This is a genomic window from Streptomyces sp. MJM8645 (genome assembly GCF_001625365.1).
Taxonomy (GTDB): Bacteria; Actinomycetota; Actinomycetes; order Streptomycetales; family Streptomycetaceae; genus Kitasatospora.
Genome location: NZ_LJJF01000001.1, coordinates 6,125,718 through 6,143,929, shown reverse-complemented (window position 1 = coordinate 6,143,929; position 18,212 = coordinate 6,125,718). Strand labels below are relative to the sequence as shown.

14 protein-coding genes are annotated in these 18,212 nt (G+C 73.6%); 5 read left to right on the top strand and 9 right to left on the bottom strand.

What is annotated here, in order from left to right:
• Positions 1 to 106 precede the first annotated feature (106 nt).
• Positions 107 to 1,924, bottom strand: coding sequence for a DUF2398 family protein (locus A6F73_RS26185; protein WP_063350031.1), 1,818 nt, complete (start codon positions 1,922 to 1,924; stop codon positions 107 to 109).
• Between the two features lie 250 nt (positions 1,925 to 2,174).
• Between A6F73_RS26185 and A6F73_RS26180 the strand changes: the two genes are divergently transcribed.
• Entirely contained in the window at positions 2,175 to 2,957 is a 783-nt protein-coding gene (locus tag A6F73_RS26180; RefSeq protein WP_063350030.1) for a lysoplasmalogenase, read from the top strand.
• Positions 2,958 to 3,027: 70 nt separating this feature from the next.
• Here the strand turns inward: A6F73_RS26180 and A6F73_RS26175 are convergent, their stop codons facing one another.
• The 7 genes from A6F73_RS26175 to A6F73_RS26145 all read right to left on the bottom strand — a co-directional run bounded on the left by A6F73_RS26175 (position 3,028) and on the right by A6F73_RS26145 (position 10,798).
• The gene (locus A6F73_RS26175) at positions 3,028 to 3,687 is read right to left on the bottom strand and encodes a hypothetical protein (protein ID WP_063350029.1); all 660 of its coding nucleotides are present in this window, start codon (positions 3,685 to 3,687) and stop codon (positions 3,028 to 3,030) included.
• A gap of 154 nt (positions 3,688 to 3,841) precedes the next feature.
• Positions 3,842 to 4,645 (bottom strand): exodeoxyribonuclease III, encoded by an 804-nt coding sequence (locus A6F73_RS26170; protein WP_063350028.1) that lies wholly within the window; start codon positions 4,643 to 4,645, stop codon positions 3,842 to 3,844.
• 172 nt (positions 4,646 to 4,817) lie between these two features.
• The gene (gene ggt / locus A6F73_RS26165; protein ID WP_063350027.1) at positions 4,818 to 6,611 is read right to left on the bottom strand and encodes a gamma-glutamyltransferase; all 1,794 of its coding nucleotides are present in this window, start codon (positions 6,609 to 6,611) and stop codon (positions 4,818 to 4,820) included.
• Between the two features lie 119 nt (positions 6,612 to 6,730).
• Positions 6,731 to 7,792 (bottom strand): ROK family glucokinase, encoded by a 1,062-nt coding sequence (locus tag A6F73_RS26160; RefSeq protein ID WP_244293708.1) that lies wholly within the window; start codon positions 7,790 to 7,792, stop codon positions 6,731 to 6,733.
• Positions 7,793 to 7,839: 47 nt separating this feature from the next.
• Positions 7,840 to 8,754 carry an ATP-binding cassette domain-containing protein gene (locus A6F73_RS26155; RefSeq protein WP_079136019.1) on the bottom strand — a complete coding sequence of 305 codons (915 nt, stop codon included), beginning with the start codon at positions 8,752 to 8,754 and terminating at the stop codon, positions 7,840 to 7,842.
• Positions 8,751 to 9,782: an ABC transporter permease gene (locus A6F73_RS26150; RefSeq protein WP_063350025.1), complete on the bottom strand. Its 1,032-nt coding sequence runs from the start codon at positions 9,780 to 9,782 to the stop codon at positions 8,751 to 8,753. Before A6F73_RS26150 ends, A6F73_RS26155 begins: the two co-directional genes overlap by 4 nt.
• The gene (locus A6F73_RS26145; RefSeq protein WP_063350024.1) at positions 9,779 to 10,798 is read right to left on the bottom strand and encodes a sugar ABC transporter substrate-binding protein; all 1,020 of its coding nucleotides are present in this window, start codon (positions 10,796 to 10,798) and stop codon (positions 9,779 to 9,781) included. Before A6F73_RS26145 ends, A6F73_RS26150 begins: the two co-directional genes overlap by 4 nt.
• Before the next feature lie 312 nt (positions 10,799 to 11,110).
• On the opposite strand from A6F73_RS26145, the gene A6F73_RS26140 reads away from it, so the two are divergent.
• Positions 11,111 to 12,259 (top strand): alpha/beta hydrolase-fold protein, encoded by a 1,149-nt coding sequence (locus A6F73_RS26140; protein ID WP_063350023.1) that lies wholly within the window; start codon positions 11,111 to 11,113, stop codon positions 12,257 to 12,259.
• A 140-nt stretch (positions 12,260 to 12,399) separates the two neighbouring features.
• On the opposite strand, the gene A6F73_RS26135 is transcribed toward A6F73_RS26140, so the two are convergent.
• Entirely contained in the window at positions 12,400 to 13,992 is a 1,593-nt protein-coding gene (locus A6F73_RS26135; protein ID WP_063350022.1) for a PucR family transcriptional regulator ligand-binding domain-containing protein, read from the bottom strand.
• A gap of 451 nt (positions 13,993 to 14,443) precedes the next feature.
• Between A6F73_RS26135 and A6F73_RS26130 the strand changes: the two genes are divergently transcribed.
• From A6F73_RS26130 to pucD, 3 genes are read left to right on the top strand one after another with little or no spacing between them, the layout of a single operon-like run.
• On the top strand, positions 14,444 to 15,331 hold the full coding sequence (locus A6F73_RS26130; RefSeq protein WP_063350021.1) for an FAD binding domain-containing protein: 888 nt from the start codon (positions 14,444 to 14,446) through the stop codon (positions 15,329 to 15,331).
• Positions 15,328 to 15,816 carry a (2Fe-2S)-binding protein gene (locus tag A6F73_RS26125; protein ID WP_063350020.1) on the top strand — a complete coding sequence of 163 codons (489 nt, stop codon included), beginning with the start codon at positions 15,328 to 15,330 and terminating at the stop codon, positions 15,814 to 15,816. Before A6F73_RS26130 ends, A6F73_RS26125 begins: the two co-directional genes overlap by 4 nt.
• The gene (pucD, locus tag A6F73_RS26120; protein ID WP_063350019.1) at positions 15,813 to 18,182 is read left to right on the top strand and encodes a xanthine dehydrogenase subunit D; all 2,370 of its coding nucleotides are present in this window, start codon (positions 15,813 to 15,815) and stop codon (positions 18,180 to 18,182) included. Before A6F73_RS26125 ends, pucD begins: the two co-directional genes overlap by 4 nt.
• Positions 18,183 to 18,212 lie beyond the last annotated feature (30 nt).

Sequence of the window (18,212 nt, the reverse complement as noted above, 5' to 3'; positions counted from 1 at the left end):
CCCCCTCAGCACCGCCGTCCGCCCCCGGACGCGGTGCTTCCGCCTTTCCGGCGACGGCGCAGCGGGGCAGCGGAGCGCGACGGCGCAACGGGGCGGCGGACCGGCCTCAGGCGCGCCGCTGCTCCCGGGCCCCGGCCGGCGCGGGGCGGGAGTGGCGGCCGGTGCCGGGGACGGGGTGGAGGTCCGGGGCGGGGGCGTAGCGGGCGGCGGGCGGGCGCAGGAGCCAGCCCGGGGGGCGGCTGCCGCGGGGGGTGGGGGTGATCAGGCCGAGGTTGTGGAGCAGGTCGAGGGCGTCGCGGCGCAGCGCGGTGCGGTCGGCGAGGTAGTCGCGGCGCCAGCGGGCCGGGAGGCCGTACTCGTCGGCGATGTCGCCGAGGAGGCCGTCTATCAGCGCATCGGGGATCGGGACGTCGCCGCCGGTGGTGGTCTCGCCGGGCAGCGGGCGGACTTCCTCGACCAGGCGTTCGAGCAGCAGCAGGGCGGCCTGCGGCAGGGGGCCGGCGCCGGGGAAGACGAGGTCGGTGAGCTCGTCGGCCGGATCGAGCAGGGCGACGCCCTCGGTCCGCAGCTCGGCCTCCAGGCCGAGGAAGTCGGCGAGCGCGGCCGGGCCGCTCAGCCGGTGCTCGCGCAGCCAGGCGCGCCGGTCCTCGGGGAGGTCGGCGTCGAGGACGGCGGGGGTCTCGGCGAGCAGGCGGCGCACGGCGGTGGCGGGTTCGGCGTCCGCGGCACGGCGGATGAGGTCGGCGGCGTCGTCGGCGAGGGCGGGCGGGCCGGCCGGGACGGCGCGGGCGAGTTCGCGGTCGACGGTCAGTACGGCGGCCCGGGCGGCCGGGTCTGCCGGGTCGGCCCCGCCGGCCGGCAGGTCGCCGAGGACCTGCCAGTCGGCGAGCGCGGCGAGGGCCATCGCGCGGTCGGCCGGGCCGGCGGCGAGGCCCGGCGCCGCGGCGCGCATGGCGTCGAGCAGCCGCCCGTACGGCAGTTGCTCGGGGGCGTCGACCAACAGGGCGAGGGCAAGGGCGAGTTGGGCGTAACCGGCGGGGGTGAACGGGGCGCCGGTCGCGGGGTGTTCGAGGCGGCGGGCGGCGCCGGGGCCGAGGCCGGCCTTGCAGAGCCGGGCGTGCCAGGGGCCGACGACGAGCCGGTAGCCGAGCAGGGCGTCGAAGCGTTCGACGAGCCAGTCGCGGTGACGGCGGATCAGCGGGAAGCCGTCGGCGTGCGGGCCGGAGGCGGTGACCAGCGGGTGGGCGAGCAGCAGCCGGGCGGCGATCCGGCGCTCGGCGGCGGGCAGGTCGACGGCGGGCAGGGCCGGGGCCGAGACGTCCGCGGCGGGAAGGGCCGGGGCGGGGGCCGGTATCGGAAGGTCCTGGCCGGAGCGATCCTGCGCACCCGGCACCGGGCGGGTGCGCTCGGGCTTGCGGTGCCTTCCGGGCCTGCCCGGCTTGGCGCCTGACCGGACGACGGGCAGCGCGGAGGCGTCCCGCCGGGCACGGCGCAGACCGCCGACGGGGCGGGGCTCCCGGGAGCGCGGGGTGGCGGTGGCGTGCGCGGTGGGGCCGTGCCACCAGCTGACGTCTGCGTCGGGCGCCGCTTCGGCGGGGGCGCCGAGATGGCGGGCCGGGTAGAGGCCGAAGGAGGCGGCGCACAGGTCGTCGGCGGTGCCGGGGGTGGCGGCGGCGAACCAGTGGGCGAGTCGGAGCAGGCCCGGGTCGGACGAGAGCGCGGAAGCGGCGCCCGGCTCGGGGGCGGGCCTGGTCGGCGCGGCGTCAGCACGGGGGCCGGACACGGCTTCGGGCGCCGCCCCAGCTGCGGGTTCGCGTACGGCGAGGAGGGCGTCGGTAGCCCTCCGCCCCGTCCCGCCCGTGCGCCCGTCCGGCCTGCCGGTGGCCACCCGGGTGGCGCCGACCGCGTACTCCTGCTGCTCCATGTCGGGGACCAGACTAGACGGTGGCCGGGTCACCCGGTGGCAGCAACCGGCCGCGCGCCGAAGTGACCGGCCGCCCTCCGCTACGCCACCCACCGGCCCGCACCCGGCGCCACGCCGTCACCCGCCCCGCACCGCCCGGGTTACGCACCGCCCGGGTTACGCACCGGTAACCCGCTCTTCCGCCGCACCGACGGGTCGCCTAGGGTTCGTCCCACTCCCCCACCGCCCGACCCCGGAGGTCAGCAGCCGCATGAGCATCCGTACGACCACCCGTGCCGTCCTCGGCGGCCGCCTGCGCTCGGCCGCCGGCCTGCTCGGCGGCTTCGCGGCCGCCTCGGCGACCCACCTGGGCGCGATCGCCTCCGGCGCGTCCGTGCTGCAGAACGCCACCAAGCCGGCCCTGATGCCGCTGCTGGCCGCGCACAGCGTCGCCGCGGCCGCCTCCGCCGGGCGGCGAGCGCCGAAGCCGCTGGCCCCGGCGCTGCTGCTGAGCGCGGGCGGGGACGTGCTGCTCCAGCTGAAGAACGACACCGCGTTCCTGGCCGGGATGGGCTCGTTCGCGGCGGCGCACGTCTGCTACGTGACGATGTTCGTCCGGCGCGGGGCGCTGACCGACCGTCGGCGGGCCCTGGTGGTGGCGGCCGCGTACGCAACCGCCTGGGTGGCCATGGTCGGGCAGCTCTGGCCGGACCTCGGGGACCTGCGGATCCCGGTGGCCGGCTACAGCCTGCTGCTCGCCTCCACGGCCGTCACCTCGGCCGGGCTGGGCTGGCGGACCGGGCTGGGCGGGGCGCTGTTCCTGCTGTCCGACACGCTGATCGCCACCCAGCTGGCGAAGTGGCGGGAGCTGCCGGGACATCAGTTCTGGATCATGGCGACGTACGTCCTGGCCCAGTACCTGCTGGCCAGCGGCACCCTCCGGCACGAGCACGAGCACGAACTCGGGCACAAGCACGGGCACGAGCACAAGCACAGGCAGGAACTCGGGCACGGGCCTCAGCAGCAGCGCAAGCCCGCGCCGCAGGCCGGCTGACACGCCTGTGCGCCGCCGGCCCGGTCAGGGTCCGACGGCGCGCGGGGAAAACAAAAAGGCGCGGTGCCCATCAGGCACCGCGCCGCCGCAGCAGCCAGAAGCCTCCGACGCCGCCCGCCACCAGGGCCAGGCCCCCGGCCAGCTCCGCCGGATCGGCCGCGACCGAACCGCCGAGGCCGGTGTTGACGGCACCGTGCGGGGCGACCTGCTGGCCGCCGGCGCCGGACTGGCCGAGCGAACCCGCCCACTCGCCGGCCGCCTTGCCCCAGTCGCCGAGGCCTTTCTCGGGACCCTTCTCGGGCCCCTTCTCGGGGCCTTTCTCGGAGCCCTTGTCAGAGCCCTTGTCGGAGCCCTTGTCGGAGCCGGCGACCGGGACGCCGGCGACCGCGACCTTGGTGGAGAACGCCCCGCCGTCCGGGCAGGTGCCGTCGATCTTGTTGTCCCCGGAGTGCTGGCCGGCCAGCCGGGCCGAGCCGCTGTGCTTGCCGTCGGAGCCCAGGGTGAGAGTGGCCGGACCGCCCTCGAACGCGGCGGAGTGGGCGGTGATGGTCTTGGCGTCGGGCTTGTCCGACTTCTCACAGGAGACCGTGAGCTTCACGGTCTGGCCCGGTGCGGCCTGGGACGGGCTGACCGAGGCCGAGCCGTCCCTGGCGGATGCAAGGGGGGCCGTCAGGCCGGTCAGCACCGTCGCGCCGATCAGGGCGGCGGCGGCCGTACGCATGGGGCGCATGCCGGAACCTCCGGGATTCTCGGGCGCAGCCGGGGGGACTCCGATGTCCACGTGGTCGAACAACTGCACCCGGTTATGCCCGACAGTAGGCAGCCCGCCCGGACCCGGCCACCGGTCGGGACCGTTCGGGTTACCGCCCCTCACCCAGGGTGATTCACAGGTCGAGGTCCACCACGACCGGCGCGTGGTCCGAGGTGCCCTTGCCCTTGCGGGCCTCGCGGTCCACATAGCTGTCGGTGACGGCGTCCACGAAGGGCTTGTTGGCGTAGGTGAGGTCGATCCGCATGCCCCGGTTCTTGGGGAAGGCCAGCTGTCGGTAGTCCCAGTAGGTGTAGGGGCGGTCGTACTTGAGCGGGCGCGGCACCACGTCGTGCAGGCCCACCTCGCCGAGGGCCTCCAGCGCCGCCCGCTCGGCGGGGGTGACGTGGGTGAGGCCCTCGAACGCGGCGACGTCGTAGACGTCCTCGTCGGCGGGAGCGATGTTGAAGTCCCCGAGGACGGCGAACGGGCGGGGCCCGGCGGCGTCCTCGGTGGCGGCCGTGCGCAGCGCCTGCAGCCACTCCAGCTTGTAGCGGTAGTGGGCGTGGTCGACCTCGCGGCCGTTGGGCACGTAGACCGACCAGACCCGGACCGGGCCGCAGGTGGCGGCGACGGCGCGCGGCTCGACGTCGGGCAGCAGGGCGCCGTCGGCGAGGTAGCCGGGCTGGCCGGGCAGGTCGCGCACGACGTCGTCCAGGCCGAGCCGGGACACGATCGCGACGCCGTTCCACCGGCCGGTGCCGTGGGCCGCCGTCTCGTACCCGAGGGCGCGCACCTCCTCGTACGGGAAGGCGTCGGCCGCGCACTTGAGCTCCTGGAGGCAGAGCACGTCGGGCTTGGCGCTCTCCAGCCACTCCAGGAGCTTGGGCAGCCGCGCGGTGACGGAGTTGATGTTCCAGGTGGCGATGCGGACGGTCACGGCGGGCGGCCTTCCCGGTGGTTCGGTACGGACGGGCGGTTCGGTACGGACGGGTGGTTCGGTACGGACAGGTGGTCCGGTCAAGACGAGGGGTGGGCACCCCCCGAGGGGACGCCCACCCCGAACATACCGCCCGGCACCGACAGCGCGGCCCGGCCGGCCTGCGGCCCGGTCAGCCCGTGGGCCGGACCACCGCCGCGGAGCCGCCTCCGCGCCGGACCGGTTCGGCCGCGGCCACCCACCGCCCGTCCGGCAGCCGTTCGACGCCGGTCGCGGCGCCGATCTCGGCGACGGACGTGAAGCTGTGCCCGAGCGCCTCCAGGGCGGCCCGTTCGGGCAGTGCCAGGAAGCCGGGCTCGGCCTGGGTGGAGACGGTGTTGCGCTGGCTGGCGCGCGGTGCGGCGATGGCCTGTTCCAGGCTCAGGCCCCGGTCGAGCCGCCCGAGCAGCACCTGGAGGGTGGTGGTGATGATGGTCGCGCCGCCGGGGCTGCCGGTGGCCAGCAGCGGTTCGCCGTCGCGCAGCACGATGGTCGGGGAGATCGAGGAGCGCGGCCGCTTGCCCGGACCGGGCAGGTTGGGGTCGGGGACGCCCGGGGTGAGCGGGGTGAAGTCGAAGTCGGTGAGCTCGTTGTTGAGCAGGAAGCCGCGGCCGGGGACGGTGATGCCGCTGCCGCCGGTCTGCTCGATGGTGAGGGTGTAGGAGACGACGTTGCCCCAGCGGTCGGCCACGCTGAGGTGGGTGGTGTTGGGGCCCTCGTAGGGCTCGGCGACGGCGGGGCCGGCCTCGGCGCAGTCGGCGGGGTGGCGCGGGTCGCCGGGGGCGAGCGGGCTGGTGAGGGCGCGGTCGGGGCTGATCAGGCAGGCCCGGGAGGCGGCGTAGCGCGCGGAGAGCAGTTCCTTGGTGGGGACGTCGCCGAAGGCCGGGTCGCCGACCCAGCGGTTGCGGTCGGCGAAGGCGATCCGGGAGGCGTCCAGGAAGTGGTGGTAGTACTGCGTGTCGCTGTACGCGCCGAGGTCGCCGTCCTCCAGGATGCCGAGCGCCTCGCCGACGGTGGTGCCGCCGGAGCTGGAGGGGGCGATGGAGTAGACGTCGTAGTCCCGGTACGGGACGTGGGTGGGCGCCTGGCGGCGGACCTGGTAGGCGGCGAGGTCGGCGGTGTCGATCTTGCCGGGGCGGGCCTTGCGGCCGGAGGCCGGGTCGACCGGCGGGTGCTGGACGGTGTCGGCCACGTCCTTGCCGAGGTCGCCCTGGTAGAAGGCCTTGACGCCGTCCTTGGCGAGCAGCCGGTAGGTGGCGGCGAGGTCGGGGTTGCGCAGGACGGTGCCGACCTCGGGGGGCTTGCCGCCGGGCAGGTAGAGCTTGGCGGTGTCCGGGAAGTCCTTGAACCGGTCGTAGTTGTCGGCGGTCTGACCGTGGAAGGTCTGGTCGACGACGAAGCCGTTGTCGGCGATCCGCTCGGCGGGCTTGAGGGCGTCGGCGAGCGTGCGGGTGCCCCACTGGCGCAGGGCGGTGTCCCAGGTGGCGGCGGTGCCGGGGACGCCGACGGACAGGCCGCTGGTGACGGCGTCGGCGAAGGCCAGCGGCTTGCCGTCCTCCAGGAACAGCCCGCTGTCGGCGGTGCGGCCGGCCACCTCGCGGCCGTCGATGGTGTGCACCCGGCCGGTGGCGTGGTCGTAGTAGACGAAGTACCCGCCGCCGCCGATGCCGGAGGAGTAGGGCTCGGTGACGCCGAGGGCGGCCGCGGTCGCGACCGCCGCGTCGACCGCGTTGCCGCCCTTGCGCAGCACCTCGATGCCGGCCGCGGTGGCGTCGGCGTCGACGCTGGCCACAGCTCCGCCCCGGCCCACCGCCTCGGGGGCCTTCGGCGGCGGGGCCGCCCCCGCCGCCCCGGCCGGCCCGGCGCAGGACCAGACCAGGGCGGTGGCGAGCAGCAGCGGTGGTGCGATCCGGGCCAGAGCCCTCATCCGAGTCCTCCTGAGTCGACGTCAACTCCGTTGTCTCACAGGAGGCATGGTCCCGACAATCACACCGCACCGCTACCAACCGGTAGTTGACGCGGCCGACGCGATCGGGGAGAGGGCGGTCAGACGCCGCTGCGCTCGACCCGGCGCCGCTTGATGGTGCGGAACCGGCGGGCGACCTGCCGGGCGAGGTCGGCGGCGCCGACCAGGCCGGCCTCGTTGCCGAGTGCGGCGTGCACGATGCTGGCCTCGGGCCGGAAGCCGCGCCCGGTGAGGGTGCGGCGGAAGGTGTCCCGGGCCGGGCCGAGCAGCAGGTCGCCGGCCTCGGAGACGCCGCCGCCGATGACGAAGCGGCCCGGGTCGAGCGCGGCGGCCAGGTTGGCGATGCCGACGCCGAGCCAGGTGCCGACCTCGTAGAGCAGTTCGGTGGCGGTCGGGTCACCGGCCCGGGCGGCCTCGGTGACCAGCGGTCCGGTGATGCCCTCGACGGTGCCGCCGGCCCGGGCGAGCAGCGGCTGCACCACCGGGGACTCCTCGGCGACGAGTTCGCGGGCGTCGCGCACCAGCGCGTTGCCGGAGGAGTACTGCTCCCAGCAGCCGCGGTTGCCGCACGGGCAGCGGTGGCCGCCGGGCAGCACCTGCATGTGGCCGAACTCGCCCGCCAGGCCGTACTTGCCGCGGTCGACGTAGCCGTCGCGGACGACGGCGCCGCCGATGCCGGTACCCAGGGTGAGCATCACCATGTGGTCCTCGCCGCGCCCGGCGCCGAAGCGCCATTCGGCCCAGGCGGCGGCGTTGGCGTCGTTCTCGACGATCACCGGGAAGCGCAGCCGCTCGCTGAGCGCCTGCTGGAGCGGCTCGCCCCGCCAGTTCAGGTGCGGGGCGAACAGCACCGTGGAGCGGTCGGCGTCGACCCAGCCGGCCGCGCCGATGCCGACGGCGTGGACGTCGTGCCGGTCGGCGAGCTCCAACACCAGGTCGACGATGACGTTCTCGACGACCTTGGCGCTCTTGCTCTTGTCGGGGGTGTCGGTGCGCAGCTTCTCCAGCACCGTGCCCTCGCCGTCGACCACTCCGGCGACCACCTTGGTGCCGCCGATGTCGACGCCGATGGTGGGCAGTCGCAGTATCCCGGCGGGCAGGGCGCGGCGGCGGCGCTCGGCGCGGGGGCCGAGGCCGAGCAGGGTGGGCAGGACGGCCGGCCGGGTGCTGCCTTGGGGGCTGGTCACGGCTACGGACGCTCCTCACGGGGCTCGGGGTCAGGACGGGGCTCGGGGTCGGTGCGGGGCCGGGGTTCGGTGCGGGACTGGGGTTCGGTGCGGGGCCGGGGTTCGGTGCGGGGCTGGGGTTCGGTGCGGGGCTCAGGCTCGGTGGGCCGGGCCAGCTCGTGCGAGAGTTCGGCGAGGTCGGAGCCGCCGGCCATCTCGGTGGTGAGCTGTTCGAGGCCGATCTCGGTGCGCGGGTGGCTGCCGGCCATCCGGCCCCGCTTGAGCAGGGTGAAGTGGTCGCCGACCAGGTACGCGTGGTGCGGGTTGTGGGTGATCAGGACGACCCCGAGCCCGGCGTCGCGGGCGGCGGTGACGTACTTGAGCACCACTCCGGACTGCTTGACGCCGAGCGCCGCGGTCGGCTCGTCCAGGATGAGCACCTTGGCGCCGAAGTGCACGGCCCGGGCGATCGCCACGCACTGGCGCTGGCCGCCGGAGAGGGTACCGATCGGGCGGTCCACGTCGTGCAGGTCGATGCCCATCCGGGCGAGCGCCTCGCGGGTGGTGGCGCGCATCGCCTCGGCGTCCAGGCGCAGGCCGCCCCAGCGGCGGTGGCCCTGTTCGGAGCCGAGGAAGAAGTTGCGCCAGACCGGCATCAGCGGGACGACGGCGAGGTCCTGGTAGACGGTGGCGATGCCGCGGTCCAGGGCCTGGCGCGGGGAGTCGAGCCGGACCTCCTCGCCGCCGACGGTGTAGGTGCCCTCGTCGTGCTGGTGCAGCCCGGAGATGATCTTGATCAGGGTGGACTTGCCGGCGCCGTTGTCGCCGAGCACGCAGCTGATCTCGCCGGCGTGCAGGGTGAGCGAGACGTCCTGGAGGGCGCGGACGGTGCCGTAGCTCTTGCCGACGCCCTCCAGGACGAGCAGTTCGGTCTTCATCGGGGCCCCCGTTCGGCCTGGCGCTTGACGTACGCGTTCAGCAGGGCGGCGAGCAGCAGCATCGCGCCGAGGAAGAACTTGAACCAGTCCGGGTTCCACTGGGCGTAGATGATCCCCTTGCTGGCCATGCCGAAGATCAGCGCGCCGAGCGCGGAGCCGACCACCGAGCCGTAGCCGCCGGTGATCAGGCAGCCGCCGATGACGGCCGCGACGATGTAGATCAGCTCGTTGCCGACGCCCTCGCCGGACTGCACGGTGTCGAAGGAGAACAGCAGGTGCTGGCCGAGCACCCAGGCGCCGAAGCCGACGCCGAGGTAGAGCAGGGTCTTGGTGCGGGCGACCGGCACACCGACCGCGCGGGCGGCGTCCGCGTCGCCGCCGACGGCGAAGATCCAGTTGCCGAAGCGGGTGCGCAGCAGCACCCAGCTGCCGACCGCGAGCAGGCCGAGCCACCACCAGACGGTGGCCTTGATCGTCAGTCCGCCGACGGTGACCTCGGAGGCGAACAGCCAGCGGCAGGCGGCGAAGCCCTCCATGTCGGAGATCGGCTTGGTGGAGACGGTGCCGGAGACCAGCTTGGTGACGCCGAGGTTGGCACCGGTCAGCATCAGGAAGGTGCCGAGGGTGACGATGAAGCTGGGCAGCCGGGTGCGGCCGAGCATCCAGCCGTTGAAGGCGCCGACGGCCAGCGTGACGGCGAGCGAGACCAGCACGCCGACCCAGGTCACCGCGGTGAACTGGTAGGAGACCATCGAGGAGGTCAGCGCGGCGGTGGTGACCAGCACGCCCGCCGACAGATCGAACTCGCCGCCGATCATCAGCAGCGAGACCGGGACGGCCATGATCCCGATGGTGGACGCCGCGTAGAGCACGGTGCCCAGCGAGGAGACCCGCAGGAAGGGTTCGGCGGCCACCGCGAAGACGGTGAACACCGCGACGGCGGCGATCAGCGAGCCGAGCTCGGGGCGGGCGAGGAGGCGGCGCAGCGCGGCCGGGCGGTCCTGGGCGAGGACGTCGGTGGTGCTCACCTGGTCCCCCTCGCGACGTACTCGGCGAGCGCGTCGGCGTCGTCCTTGGTCAGGATCTGCGGGCCGGTCGCGACGGGCTTGCCGCCGCCGAGCATGTCCAGGTTGGACTTGTACAGCCAGAGCAGGTCGACGCCCTCGTAGCCCTGGAGGTAGGGCTGCTGGTCGACGGCGAAGCCGACGGAGCCGGACTTGAGGCCGGCCACCACCTGCGGTCCCAGGTCGAAGGTGTCGAGCTCGACGGCGCGGTGGACGTCCTGGACGGCCTGGAGGCCGGTGGCGGCCATCGGGCCGGAGAGGGTGAGCACGGTGTCGATGGCCGGGTCGGCCTGGAGCTTGGCGGAGATCGCGGCGCGGGCGTCGGGCATGTTGACGCCGTCCACGTACAGCACCTGGAAGGCGCCGCCGGCCTTGGACTGGGCGCCGGAGCAGCGCTGCTCCTGGCCGATGTTGCCCTGCTCGTGGATGACGCAGAGCACGTTCTTGCGGCCGCGGCCGGCCAGCTCGGTGCCGGCCGCCTGGCCGGCGGTGGACTCGTCCTGGCCGATGTGGGTGAGCGCGCCGAACTTGGCGGAGTACTCCTGGCCGGAGTTGACGGTGATCACGGGGATGCCGGCGGCCTTGGCCTTGCCGAGGACGTCGGCCATGGCGTCGCCCTTGGCGAGGGTGACCAGCAGGCCGTCGACCTTCTGGTCGATGGCGGCCTGGACGAGCTGGACCTGGTTCTGGGTCTGCGCGTCGTTGGAGTACAGGAAGGTGATGTTGTCCTTGGCGGCGGCCTGCTCGGCACCCTTGCGCACGCTGTCCCAGAAGGCGTCGCCGGCCCCGGCGTGGGTCACCATGGCGACCTTCCAGCGCGGGGTGGTGACGGCGCTGCCGCCGGCGGCCGACGCCTTGGCGCGGGCCTCCTCGGCACGGCGGCCTCCGGTACTGCTGCAACCGGCCGCTGTGACCGCGAGTGCCAGGAGGGCGCAGACGGGCCAGAAGCGGCGGGACGGGCGAAAGCGGGTTGTGCTCATCCCCCTAGTCTCTCTGGCCGGGCGGCACGTGGATGACACCGCCTCGCCCGGCGGCGCCCGCGACGCGGGAGGTAAGGTGCCCCGGGGGACCTTCCTGGAAGTTCGCTGGACATCTCGTCCGGACGACGGCCGTCCGGGTGGCAGACTTAGCGCCGACCCGAAACAGGAACATCACAGGAAACGTGATGTTCCTCTCAGGTTCCGCACAGATTCGGATGGCAACCGATCATCGGTTCAGCGCCGTCCAATGCCATTGGAGTGCGTTCGGGCGAGTGGGGCTCGGGCGGCCAGCAACCCGGATACGAGAACTTGATGCAACTGACAGGTACGCCATTCTTCATCCTCACCGTCATCCTGGTGCCGGTGTCCATCGCGGTGGCGCTCCTGTACTGGGGCAAGGTCCGCGGGCCGAACCCGGTGCGGATCCTGTCCAGGCTCGTCATGATCATGTTCTGCCAGATCACGGCCGTGCTGATGGTCTTCGTGATGGTCAACAACGCCAACCTGATCTACGGCAACTGGGACGACCTGCTCGGCACCGGCGACCACGTCCGGGCCGTGCCGCAGGTGGCGCCGGCCGACCAGGGCGGCGCCGCGGGCAAGGACGGCGCCGGCCAGGGCACTGGCGACGCGGCCAAGCAGCCGCCGAAGGCGCTCCAGAAGTTCGCCGGCGTGGGCGACCCGGCGGTGCCCGGCGACGTCCAGAAGACCGAGCTCAAGGGCCAGGTGTCCGGGGTCGACGGCGAGGTCCTGGTCTGGCTGCCGCCGCAGTACAACGACCCGGCGTTCAAGGACAAGAAGTTCCCGGTGGTCGAGCTGATCCCGGGCTACCCGGGCTCCTCCTCCACCTGGTACGGCACCCTCAAGGTCTCCGAGCAGCTCAAGCCGCTGATGCAGCAGGGCAAGGTCTCCCCATTCATCCTGGTCTCGCCGCGCACCCTGCTCCTCGGCAACCACCAGGACGCCGGCTGCACCGACATCCCCGGCAAGATCAACGCCGACGCCTGGCTCACCCGGGACGTCCCGCAGATGATCATGGACAACTTCCGCGCCGACCCGTCCCCGGACCGCTGGGGCATCGCCGGCTACTCGGCCGGCGCCCACTGCGCGGCCAAGCTGTCCCTGGCGCACCCCAACCGGTACCGGGCCGCGATCTCGATGTCCGGCTACAACGACCCGGCGTCCGAGAACGACTCCCTGGTCGGCAAGGACCCGAAGCTGCGCGAGGCCAACAACCCGGTCAACATCCTCAAGAGCGCCCAGCAGCCGCCGAAGGTCAGCCTCTACATCAGCGGCAAGAAGGGCGACGGCCTGGAGGACGGCCAGGCGATCGCGGCGGCGGCCAAGGAGCCGACCAAGGTGCAGGTCCAGGAGAGCAACGGCCCGCACACCACCGAGCTGTGGAAGACCATGGTGCCGAGCATCTTCGAGTGGATGACCTCGGTCATCCCGCCGCAGTAGTCCCACGCAGTAGTCCCACGCAGTAACGATCATGCAGGAGGGGCCCGCCGCAAGCACTCGCGGCGGGCCCCTCCTGCATGCGGCACGGCTCTCAGGCCCGGCCGTCAGGCCCAGCCCTCGGACCCGGCCGTCCCGACCCGTCAGGCCAGTTCGAGCGCCAGGTAGAAGTCCACCCGGTCCTCCAGCCGGGAGAGGTCACGGCCGGTCAGCTCCTCGATCCGGCCGATCCGGTAGCGCAGGGTGTTGACGTGGACGTGCAGCTGCGCGGCGCAGCGCGTCCAGGAGCCGTCCGAGCGCAGGAACGCCTCCAGGGTGCGGACCAGGTCCGCCTGGTGCTCGATGTCGTACGCGATCACCTTGTCCAGCAGCCGGCTGCGGAAGGCGCGGCGGACCTCGTCCGGGACGGCCGCCAGCAGCAGCACGTGCGAGGCCAGCTCCTCGGGGCCCGCCACGCAGACCCGGCCGACCCGGGCGGCGGCGATCCGGCGGGCGTGCCGGGCCTCCTCCAGGGCGCCGCGCAGGCCGCCGGCCTCGGAGGCGGGGGCGGAGACGCCGAGGGTGATCCGGCCCTCCGAGCCGAGGCCCGCCTCCAGCGGGGCGAGCAGGTCACGCAGGGTCTCGGCGGGCACCGGGCCGTCCAGGACGGGCAGCACCACGACGGCACCGGAGCCGGCCCCGGCGACCAGCGCGCGGTCGGTGGTGCCGCCCAGCGCCTCCTCCAGGACGGCACGCACCACGCCCTCGGGCAGGCCGGTGCCCTCGGCGCTGAGCACCAGCCAGGACCCGTCCTGGGCCTGGGGTTTGGGCTCGACGCTCTCGTAGCGGGCGGCCATCGCCGTGGAGGCGTACAGGGTGCGGCTGATCTCGGCCGGGTCGGCGTCGCGCTGGAGCAGGGCCAGCACCTCGTCGGCGAGGCGGCGGCGCAGCCGGCGGCCCTCGTCGCGGCGGTGGCGCTCGGCGGCGACCAGCCGGGCCAGGTTCTCGGCGAGCTGCTGGCGCTTGGCGGTCCACTCGGTGACATCGCCGGCCACCGCGAGCACCCAGTCGGCCAGCGGCGCCTGGTGGTCGGCCGAGGCCGGGGCGGGCAGCAGCGAGTAGGAGCCGCCGGCCAGGCGGGCCCGGTGCGGGGGGCGGCGGCGCTGGCGCTGGGCGCCGAGGTGGGCGCGGACCAGCTGGTCGCGGTCCTCGGCCGGGAGGCGGTCGGCGGGGCCGGCGATCACCGCGCCGGTGGGGGTGAGCACCCAGCAGTCGAGGTCGAGGTCGCCGCCGAGCAGGTCCAGCACCGCGTCCAGCCCGCCGCCGCCGGCCGCCGAGACCAGCAGGCGGTGCCGGTCGACGAGGGCGGCGAGGTCGGCGGCGCGGTCGGCGGAGACCTGGCGGCCGATGAACTCGGTGACGGTGCCGAAGGCGATGTCGTCGGGGACGGCCAGCAGCGGCATCCGGTGCCGCTGGCAGGCCTCCACCAGGTCCTCGGGCACCGGGCCGACCTCGGCCTCGCCGGCCGCCAGGGCGACCGCGCCGCCGGCCACGATGGTCCGCACGAACCGCTCGGAGTCGGCCGGGGCGGTGCGCCACAGCATGCCGGTGAGCACCAGCTCGCCGCCGTGCAGGTAGCGGCCGGGGTCGTGCAGGTCCGTGGTCATGACGCCGCTGACCTGCCGGTCCAGCTCGTCCTCGGCCGCGAGCAGGCGCAGTCGCGGGGCGCCGGGGGCGAGCAGGTCACGGACACGCATCCGCGGACTCCTAACGGGGCTGAGGGTGGGATGGGGCTGAGGGGGTGGGCCGAACGGGGGAGGCCCGAGCGTTCGGTCGGGGGTCACAGTGTGCCCGAACATCCGTACTTGTCGTCACGTCCGGGCGGGCGACCGGATCACGGGCCCGTCGCTTGCGAATCACGGCCGGATTACGGTCGTAGGTAGCACCTGGTGAACACCTGGGCTGCGCATTCCTCTCCTTAGAGGAACGTACAGGATGCCGGGCGGGAGCACAGCCGGGGCTTCATGCCATCGGTGACTGCCTGTGGGCCCCGTCGCGGCGGTTCACTGGGCGACACGCCGCCGGACGCAGCCCGGTGACCGGGGCCCGACGCGGAGGCGACGAAGCGGTTGGTTGAGAGGTCCGAACACCGAGTTCCGGGCACTGTGCCCACCCGTCCGGCAGGCGACGACTTGAGGAGACACCCGCATGGAGTTCCTTCGGCCCGCTACCTGGGACGAGGCACTCGCGGCGAAGGCCGAGTACCCGACCGCACTGCCCATCGCGGGCGGTACGGACGTCATGGTCGAGCTGAACTTCGACGTGCACCGGCCATCCGCGATTCTCGATCTGAACCGCATCACCGAGCTCACCCAGTGGTCGAACGACGGCGGCGTCGTCCGGCTCGGCGCCTCCGTCCCCTACTCCCGGATCATCGACGAGCTGTCCGGGCCGCTGCCCGGGCTTGCGCTGGCGGCCCACACCGTCGGCTCGCCGCAGATCCGCAACCGCGGCGGCGTCGGCGGCAACCTCGGCGCAGCCTCCCCGGCTGGCGACTCCCACCCGGCGCTGCTGGCGGCCGGCCGGGACGTCCTGGTCGAGGCCGCCTCCGTGCGCGGCACCCGGCTGATCCCGATCGACGACTTCTACGTCGGCGTGAAGCGCAACAGCCTGGAGGCCGACGAGCTGATCCGGGCCGTGCGCATCCCGGTGGCGGACGGCCCGCAGCAGTTCTCGAAGATCGGCACCCGCAACGCCATGGTGATCGCGGTCTGCGCCTTCGGTTTCGCCCTCCACCCGAAGAACGGCACCGTCGGCACCGGCATCGGCTCGGCCGCCCCCACGCCGCGCCGCGCCGTCGAGGCCGAGGAGTACCTGGGGGGCGTGCTCGCCGAGCGCGGCCTCTGGGAGTCCGGCGACCTGCTGGGCGCCGAGGTGGTCCAGCGCTTCGGCGAGCTGGTCAAGGCGGCCGCCTCGCCGATCGACGACGTCCGGGGCACCGCCGACTACCGCCGGCACGCACTGGCCGTGATGGCCCGCCGCACCCTCACCTGGACCTGGAACGACTACAGCAAGCAGATCAGGAGCGCGGCATGAGGGTGACTTTCACCGCCAACGGCAAGCCGGTCGAGGCGGACGACGTCTGGGAGGGCGAGAGCCTCCTGTACGTGCTGCGCGAGCGGGTCGGCCTGCCGGGCTCCAAGAACGCCTGCGAGCAGGGCGAGTGCGGCTCCTGCACGGTCTACCTGGACGGCGTGCCGGTCTGCAGCTGCCTGGTCGCGGCCGGCCAGGTGCAGGACCGCGAGGTGCGCACGGTCGAGGGCCTGACCGACGAGAACGGCGAACTCGGCCTCGTCCAGCAGGCGTTCATCGATGCCGGCGCCGTCCAGTGCGGCTTCTGCACCCCCGGCCTGCTGGTGCAGACCGACGCGCTGCTGGAGCGGGACGCCCAGCCGAGCGACAACGACATCCGCGAGGCGCTGTCGGGCAACCTCTGCCGCTGCACCGGCTACGAGAAGATCATGGACGCGGTGCGGCTGGCGTCCGCCCGCACGTGCGCCGGAAAGGCCGTGTCGCAATGACCACCCGCACCATCCAGGGGCAGAAGAACCTCCAGGACATCCGGCAGGCCAGCAAGGACGGCATCGGCGGCTCGCCGCTGCGCCCGGACGGCCACCTCAAGGTCAAGGGCGAGTTCGCGTACTCCTCCGACATGTGGCACGAGGACATGCTCTGGGGCACGGCGCTGCGCTCGCCGCACCCGCGCGCCACCATCCTGTCGGTGGACATCTCCGAGGCGCTCAAGGTGCCCGGCGTCTACGCCGTCCTCACCCACCAGGACATCCCCGGCGCGAAGTACTACGGGCTGGAGATCCAGGACCAGCCGGCCCTGGCCATCGACAAGGTCCGCTACCACGGCGAGGCGATCGCCCTGGTCGCGGCCGACCACCCGGAGACCGCCCGCCGCGCGGTGAAGAAGATCAAGGTCGAGTACGAGGTGCTCACCCCGATCGTCACCGAGGAGCAGTGCCTCGACCCCGCCACCCACGGCTACGTGCACGAGCCGCACGAGTACAAGTCGCACGGGTACGGCAACATCTGCCACGAGCAGCGGCTGGTCTCCGGCCTCGGCGTCACCGACGAGGTCCGCGCGCTCGCGGACGTCGTCGTCAGCGGCGACTACGAGGTCGGCATGCAGGACCAGGCCTTCCTCGGCCCCGAGTCCGGCCTCGCGGTGCCCGCTGAGGACGGCGGCATCGACCTCTACATCGCCACCCAGTGGCTGCACGTCGACCGCCAGCAGATGGCCCCGGTGCTCGACCTGCCCGAGGAGAAGGTCCGGCTCACCCTGGCCGGCGTCGGCGGCGCCTTCGGCGGCCGCGAGGACCTGTCGATGCAGATCCACGCCTGCCTACTGGCCCAGCACACCGGCAAGCCCGTCAAGATCGTCTACGCCCGCGACGAGTCCTTCTTCGGCCACGTGCACCGCCACCCCGCCAGGATGCACTACGAGCACGGCGCCACCCGCGACGGCAAGCTGGTCTTCGCCGACTGCCGGATCGTGCTGGACGGCGGCGCGTACGCCTCCGCCTCGCCCGCCGTGGTCGGCAACGCGGCCTCGCTCGGGCACGGCCCGTACGTGATCCCGAACGTGCGGATGCACGCCATCGCGCTCTACAGCAACAACCCGTCCTGCGGCGCCATGCGCGGCTTCGGCGCCGTCCAGGCCGCGTTCGGCTACGAGTCGCAGATGGACAAGCTGGCCGCCGAACTCGGCATGGACCCGGTCGAGTTGAGGCAGCTCAACGCCATGTCGGAGGGCGACCGCATGCCCACCGGCCAGCAGATCGACTCGCCCGCCCCGGTCGCCGAACTGCTGCGGCGCGCCAAGGAGATGCCGCTGCCGCCGCCACTGGACACCGAGCACCCGGACGTGCGCCAGCTCCCCGGGGCGCTGTCCAACACCTCGCACGGCGAGGGCATCGTGCGCGGCGTCGGCTACTCGGTCGGCATCAAGAACGTCGGCTTCTCCGAAGGCTTCGACGACTACTCCACCGCCCGGGTGCGCCTGGAGGTGATCGGCGGCGAGCCCGTCGCCATGGTGCACACCGCGATGGCGGAGGTCGGCCAGGGCGGCGTCACCGTGCACGCCCAGATCGCCCGCACCGAACTGGGCGTCGAACTGGTCACCATCCACCCGGCCAACACCGAGGTCGGATCGGCCGGATCGACCTCCGCCTCGCGCCAGACGTACATGACCGGCGGCGCCGTGAAGCTCGCCGCCGAGGCGGTCAGGCGGGCACTGATCGAGAAGGGCCGCCGCCGCTACGGCTGGACCCACGGCGACATCACGCTGATCGCCGGGAAGGTCGTCTCGGAGAGCGCCGGCGTGCTGGTCCCCATGGTCGACCTGCTCGGCGAGGAGGCCATCGACCTCACCCGCGAACACCACCACCGCCCGACCGTCCCCTTCGACAAGGAGACCGGGCAGGGCTTCGGCCACGTCCAGTACACCTTCTGCGCCAACCGCGCGGTGGTCGACGTGGACGTCGAACTGGGCCTGGTCAAGGTCGTCGAGCTCACCGCCGTCCAGGACGTCGGCAAGGCGCTCAACCCGCTCTCCGTCGTCGGCCAGATCCAGGGCGGCTGCACCCAGGCGCTCGGCCTCGCCGTGATGGAGGAGATCATCGTGCGGGACGGGAAGGTGCGCAACGCCTCCTTCACCGACTACCTGATCCCCACCATCCTCGACACCCCGCCGATCCCGGTGGAGATCCTCGAACTGCCCGACCCGCACGCCCCGTACGGGCTGCGCGGCGTCGGCGAGGCCCCGACCGTGTCGGCGACGCCGTCGATCGTGGCAGCCATCCGCAACGCCACCGGCCTGGCCCTCAACCGGATCCCGGTCCGGCCCGAGCACCTGACCACGGAGGCCCCCGGGGCCTGACGCCCCCGGAGCCCGCAAGCTCCCCCGGGC

Excerpts from the sequence above, each read along its gene's own strand:
- A6F73_RS26185 (WP_063350031.1), bottom strand. The coding sequence starts at position 1,924 with ATGGAGCAGCAGGAGTACGCGGTCGGCGCCACCCGGGTGGCCACCGGC.
- A6F73_RS26180 (WP_063350030.1), top strand. The coding sequence starts at position 2,175 with ATGAGCATCCGTACGACCACCCGTGCCGTCCTCGGCGGCCGCCTGCGC.
- A6F73_RS26175 (WP_063350029.1), bottom strand. The coding sequence starts at position 3,687 with ATGCGCCCCATGCGTACGGCCGCCGCCGCCCTGATCGGCGCGACGGTG.
- ggt (WP_063350027.1), bottom strand. The coding sequence starts at position 6,611 with ATGAGGGCTCTGGCCCGGATCGCACCACCGCTGCTGCTCGCCACCGCC.
- A6F73_RS26155 (WP_079136019.1), bottom strand. The coding sequence starts at position 8,754 with ATGAAGACCGAACTGCTCGTCCTGGAGGGCGTCGGCAAGAGCTACGGC.
- A6F73_RS26145 (WP_063350024.1), bottom strand. The coding sequence starts at position 10,798 with ATGAGCACAACCCGCTTTCGCCCGTCCCGCCGCTTCTGGCCCGTCTGC.
- A6F73_RS26140 (WP_063350023.1), top strand. The coding sequence starts at position 11,111 with ATGCAACTGACAGGTACGCCATTCTTCATCCTCACCGTCATCCTGGTG.
- A6F73_RS26135 (WP_063350022.1), bottom strand. The coding sequence starts at position 13,992 with ATGCGTGTCCGTGACCTGCTCGCCCCCGGCGCCCCGCGACTGCGCCTG.
- A6F73_RS26130 (WP_063350021.1), top strand. The coding sequence starts at position 14,444 with ATGGAGTTCCTTCGGCCCGCTACCTGGGACGAGGCACTCGCGGCGAAG.
- A6F73_RS26125 (WP_063350020.1), top strand. The coding sequence starts at position 15,328 with ATGAGGGTGACTTTCACCGCCAACGGCAAGCCGGTCGAGGCGGACGAC.
- pucD (WP_063350019.1), top strand. The coding sequence starts at position 15,813 with ATGACCACCCGCACCATCCAGGGGCAGAAGAACCTCCAGGACATCCGG.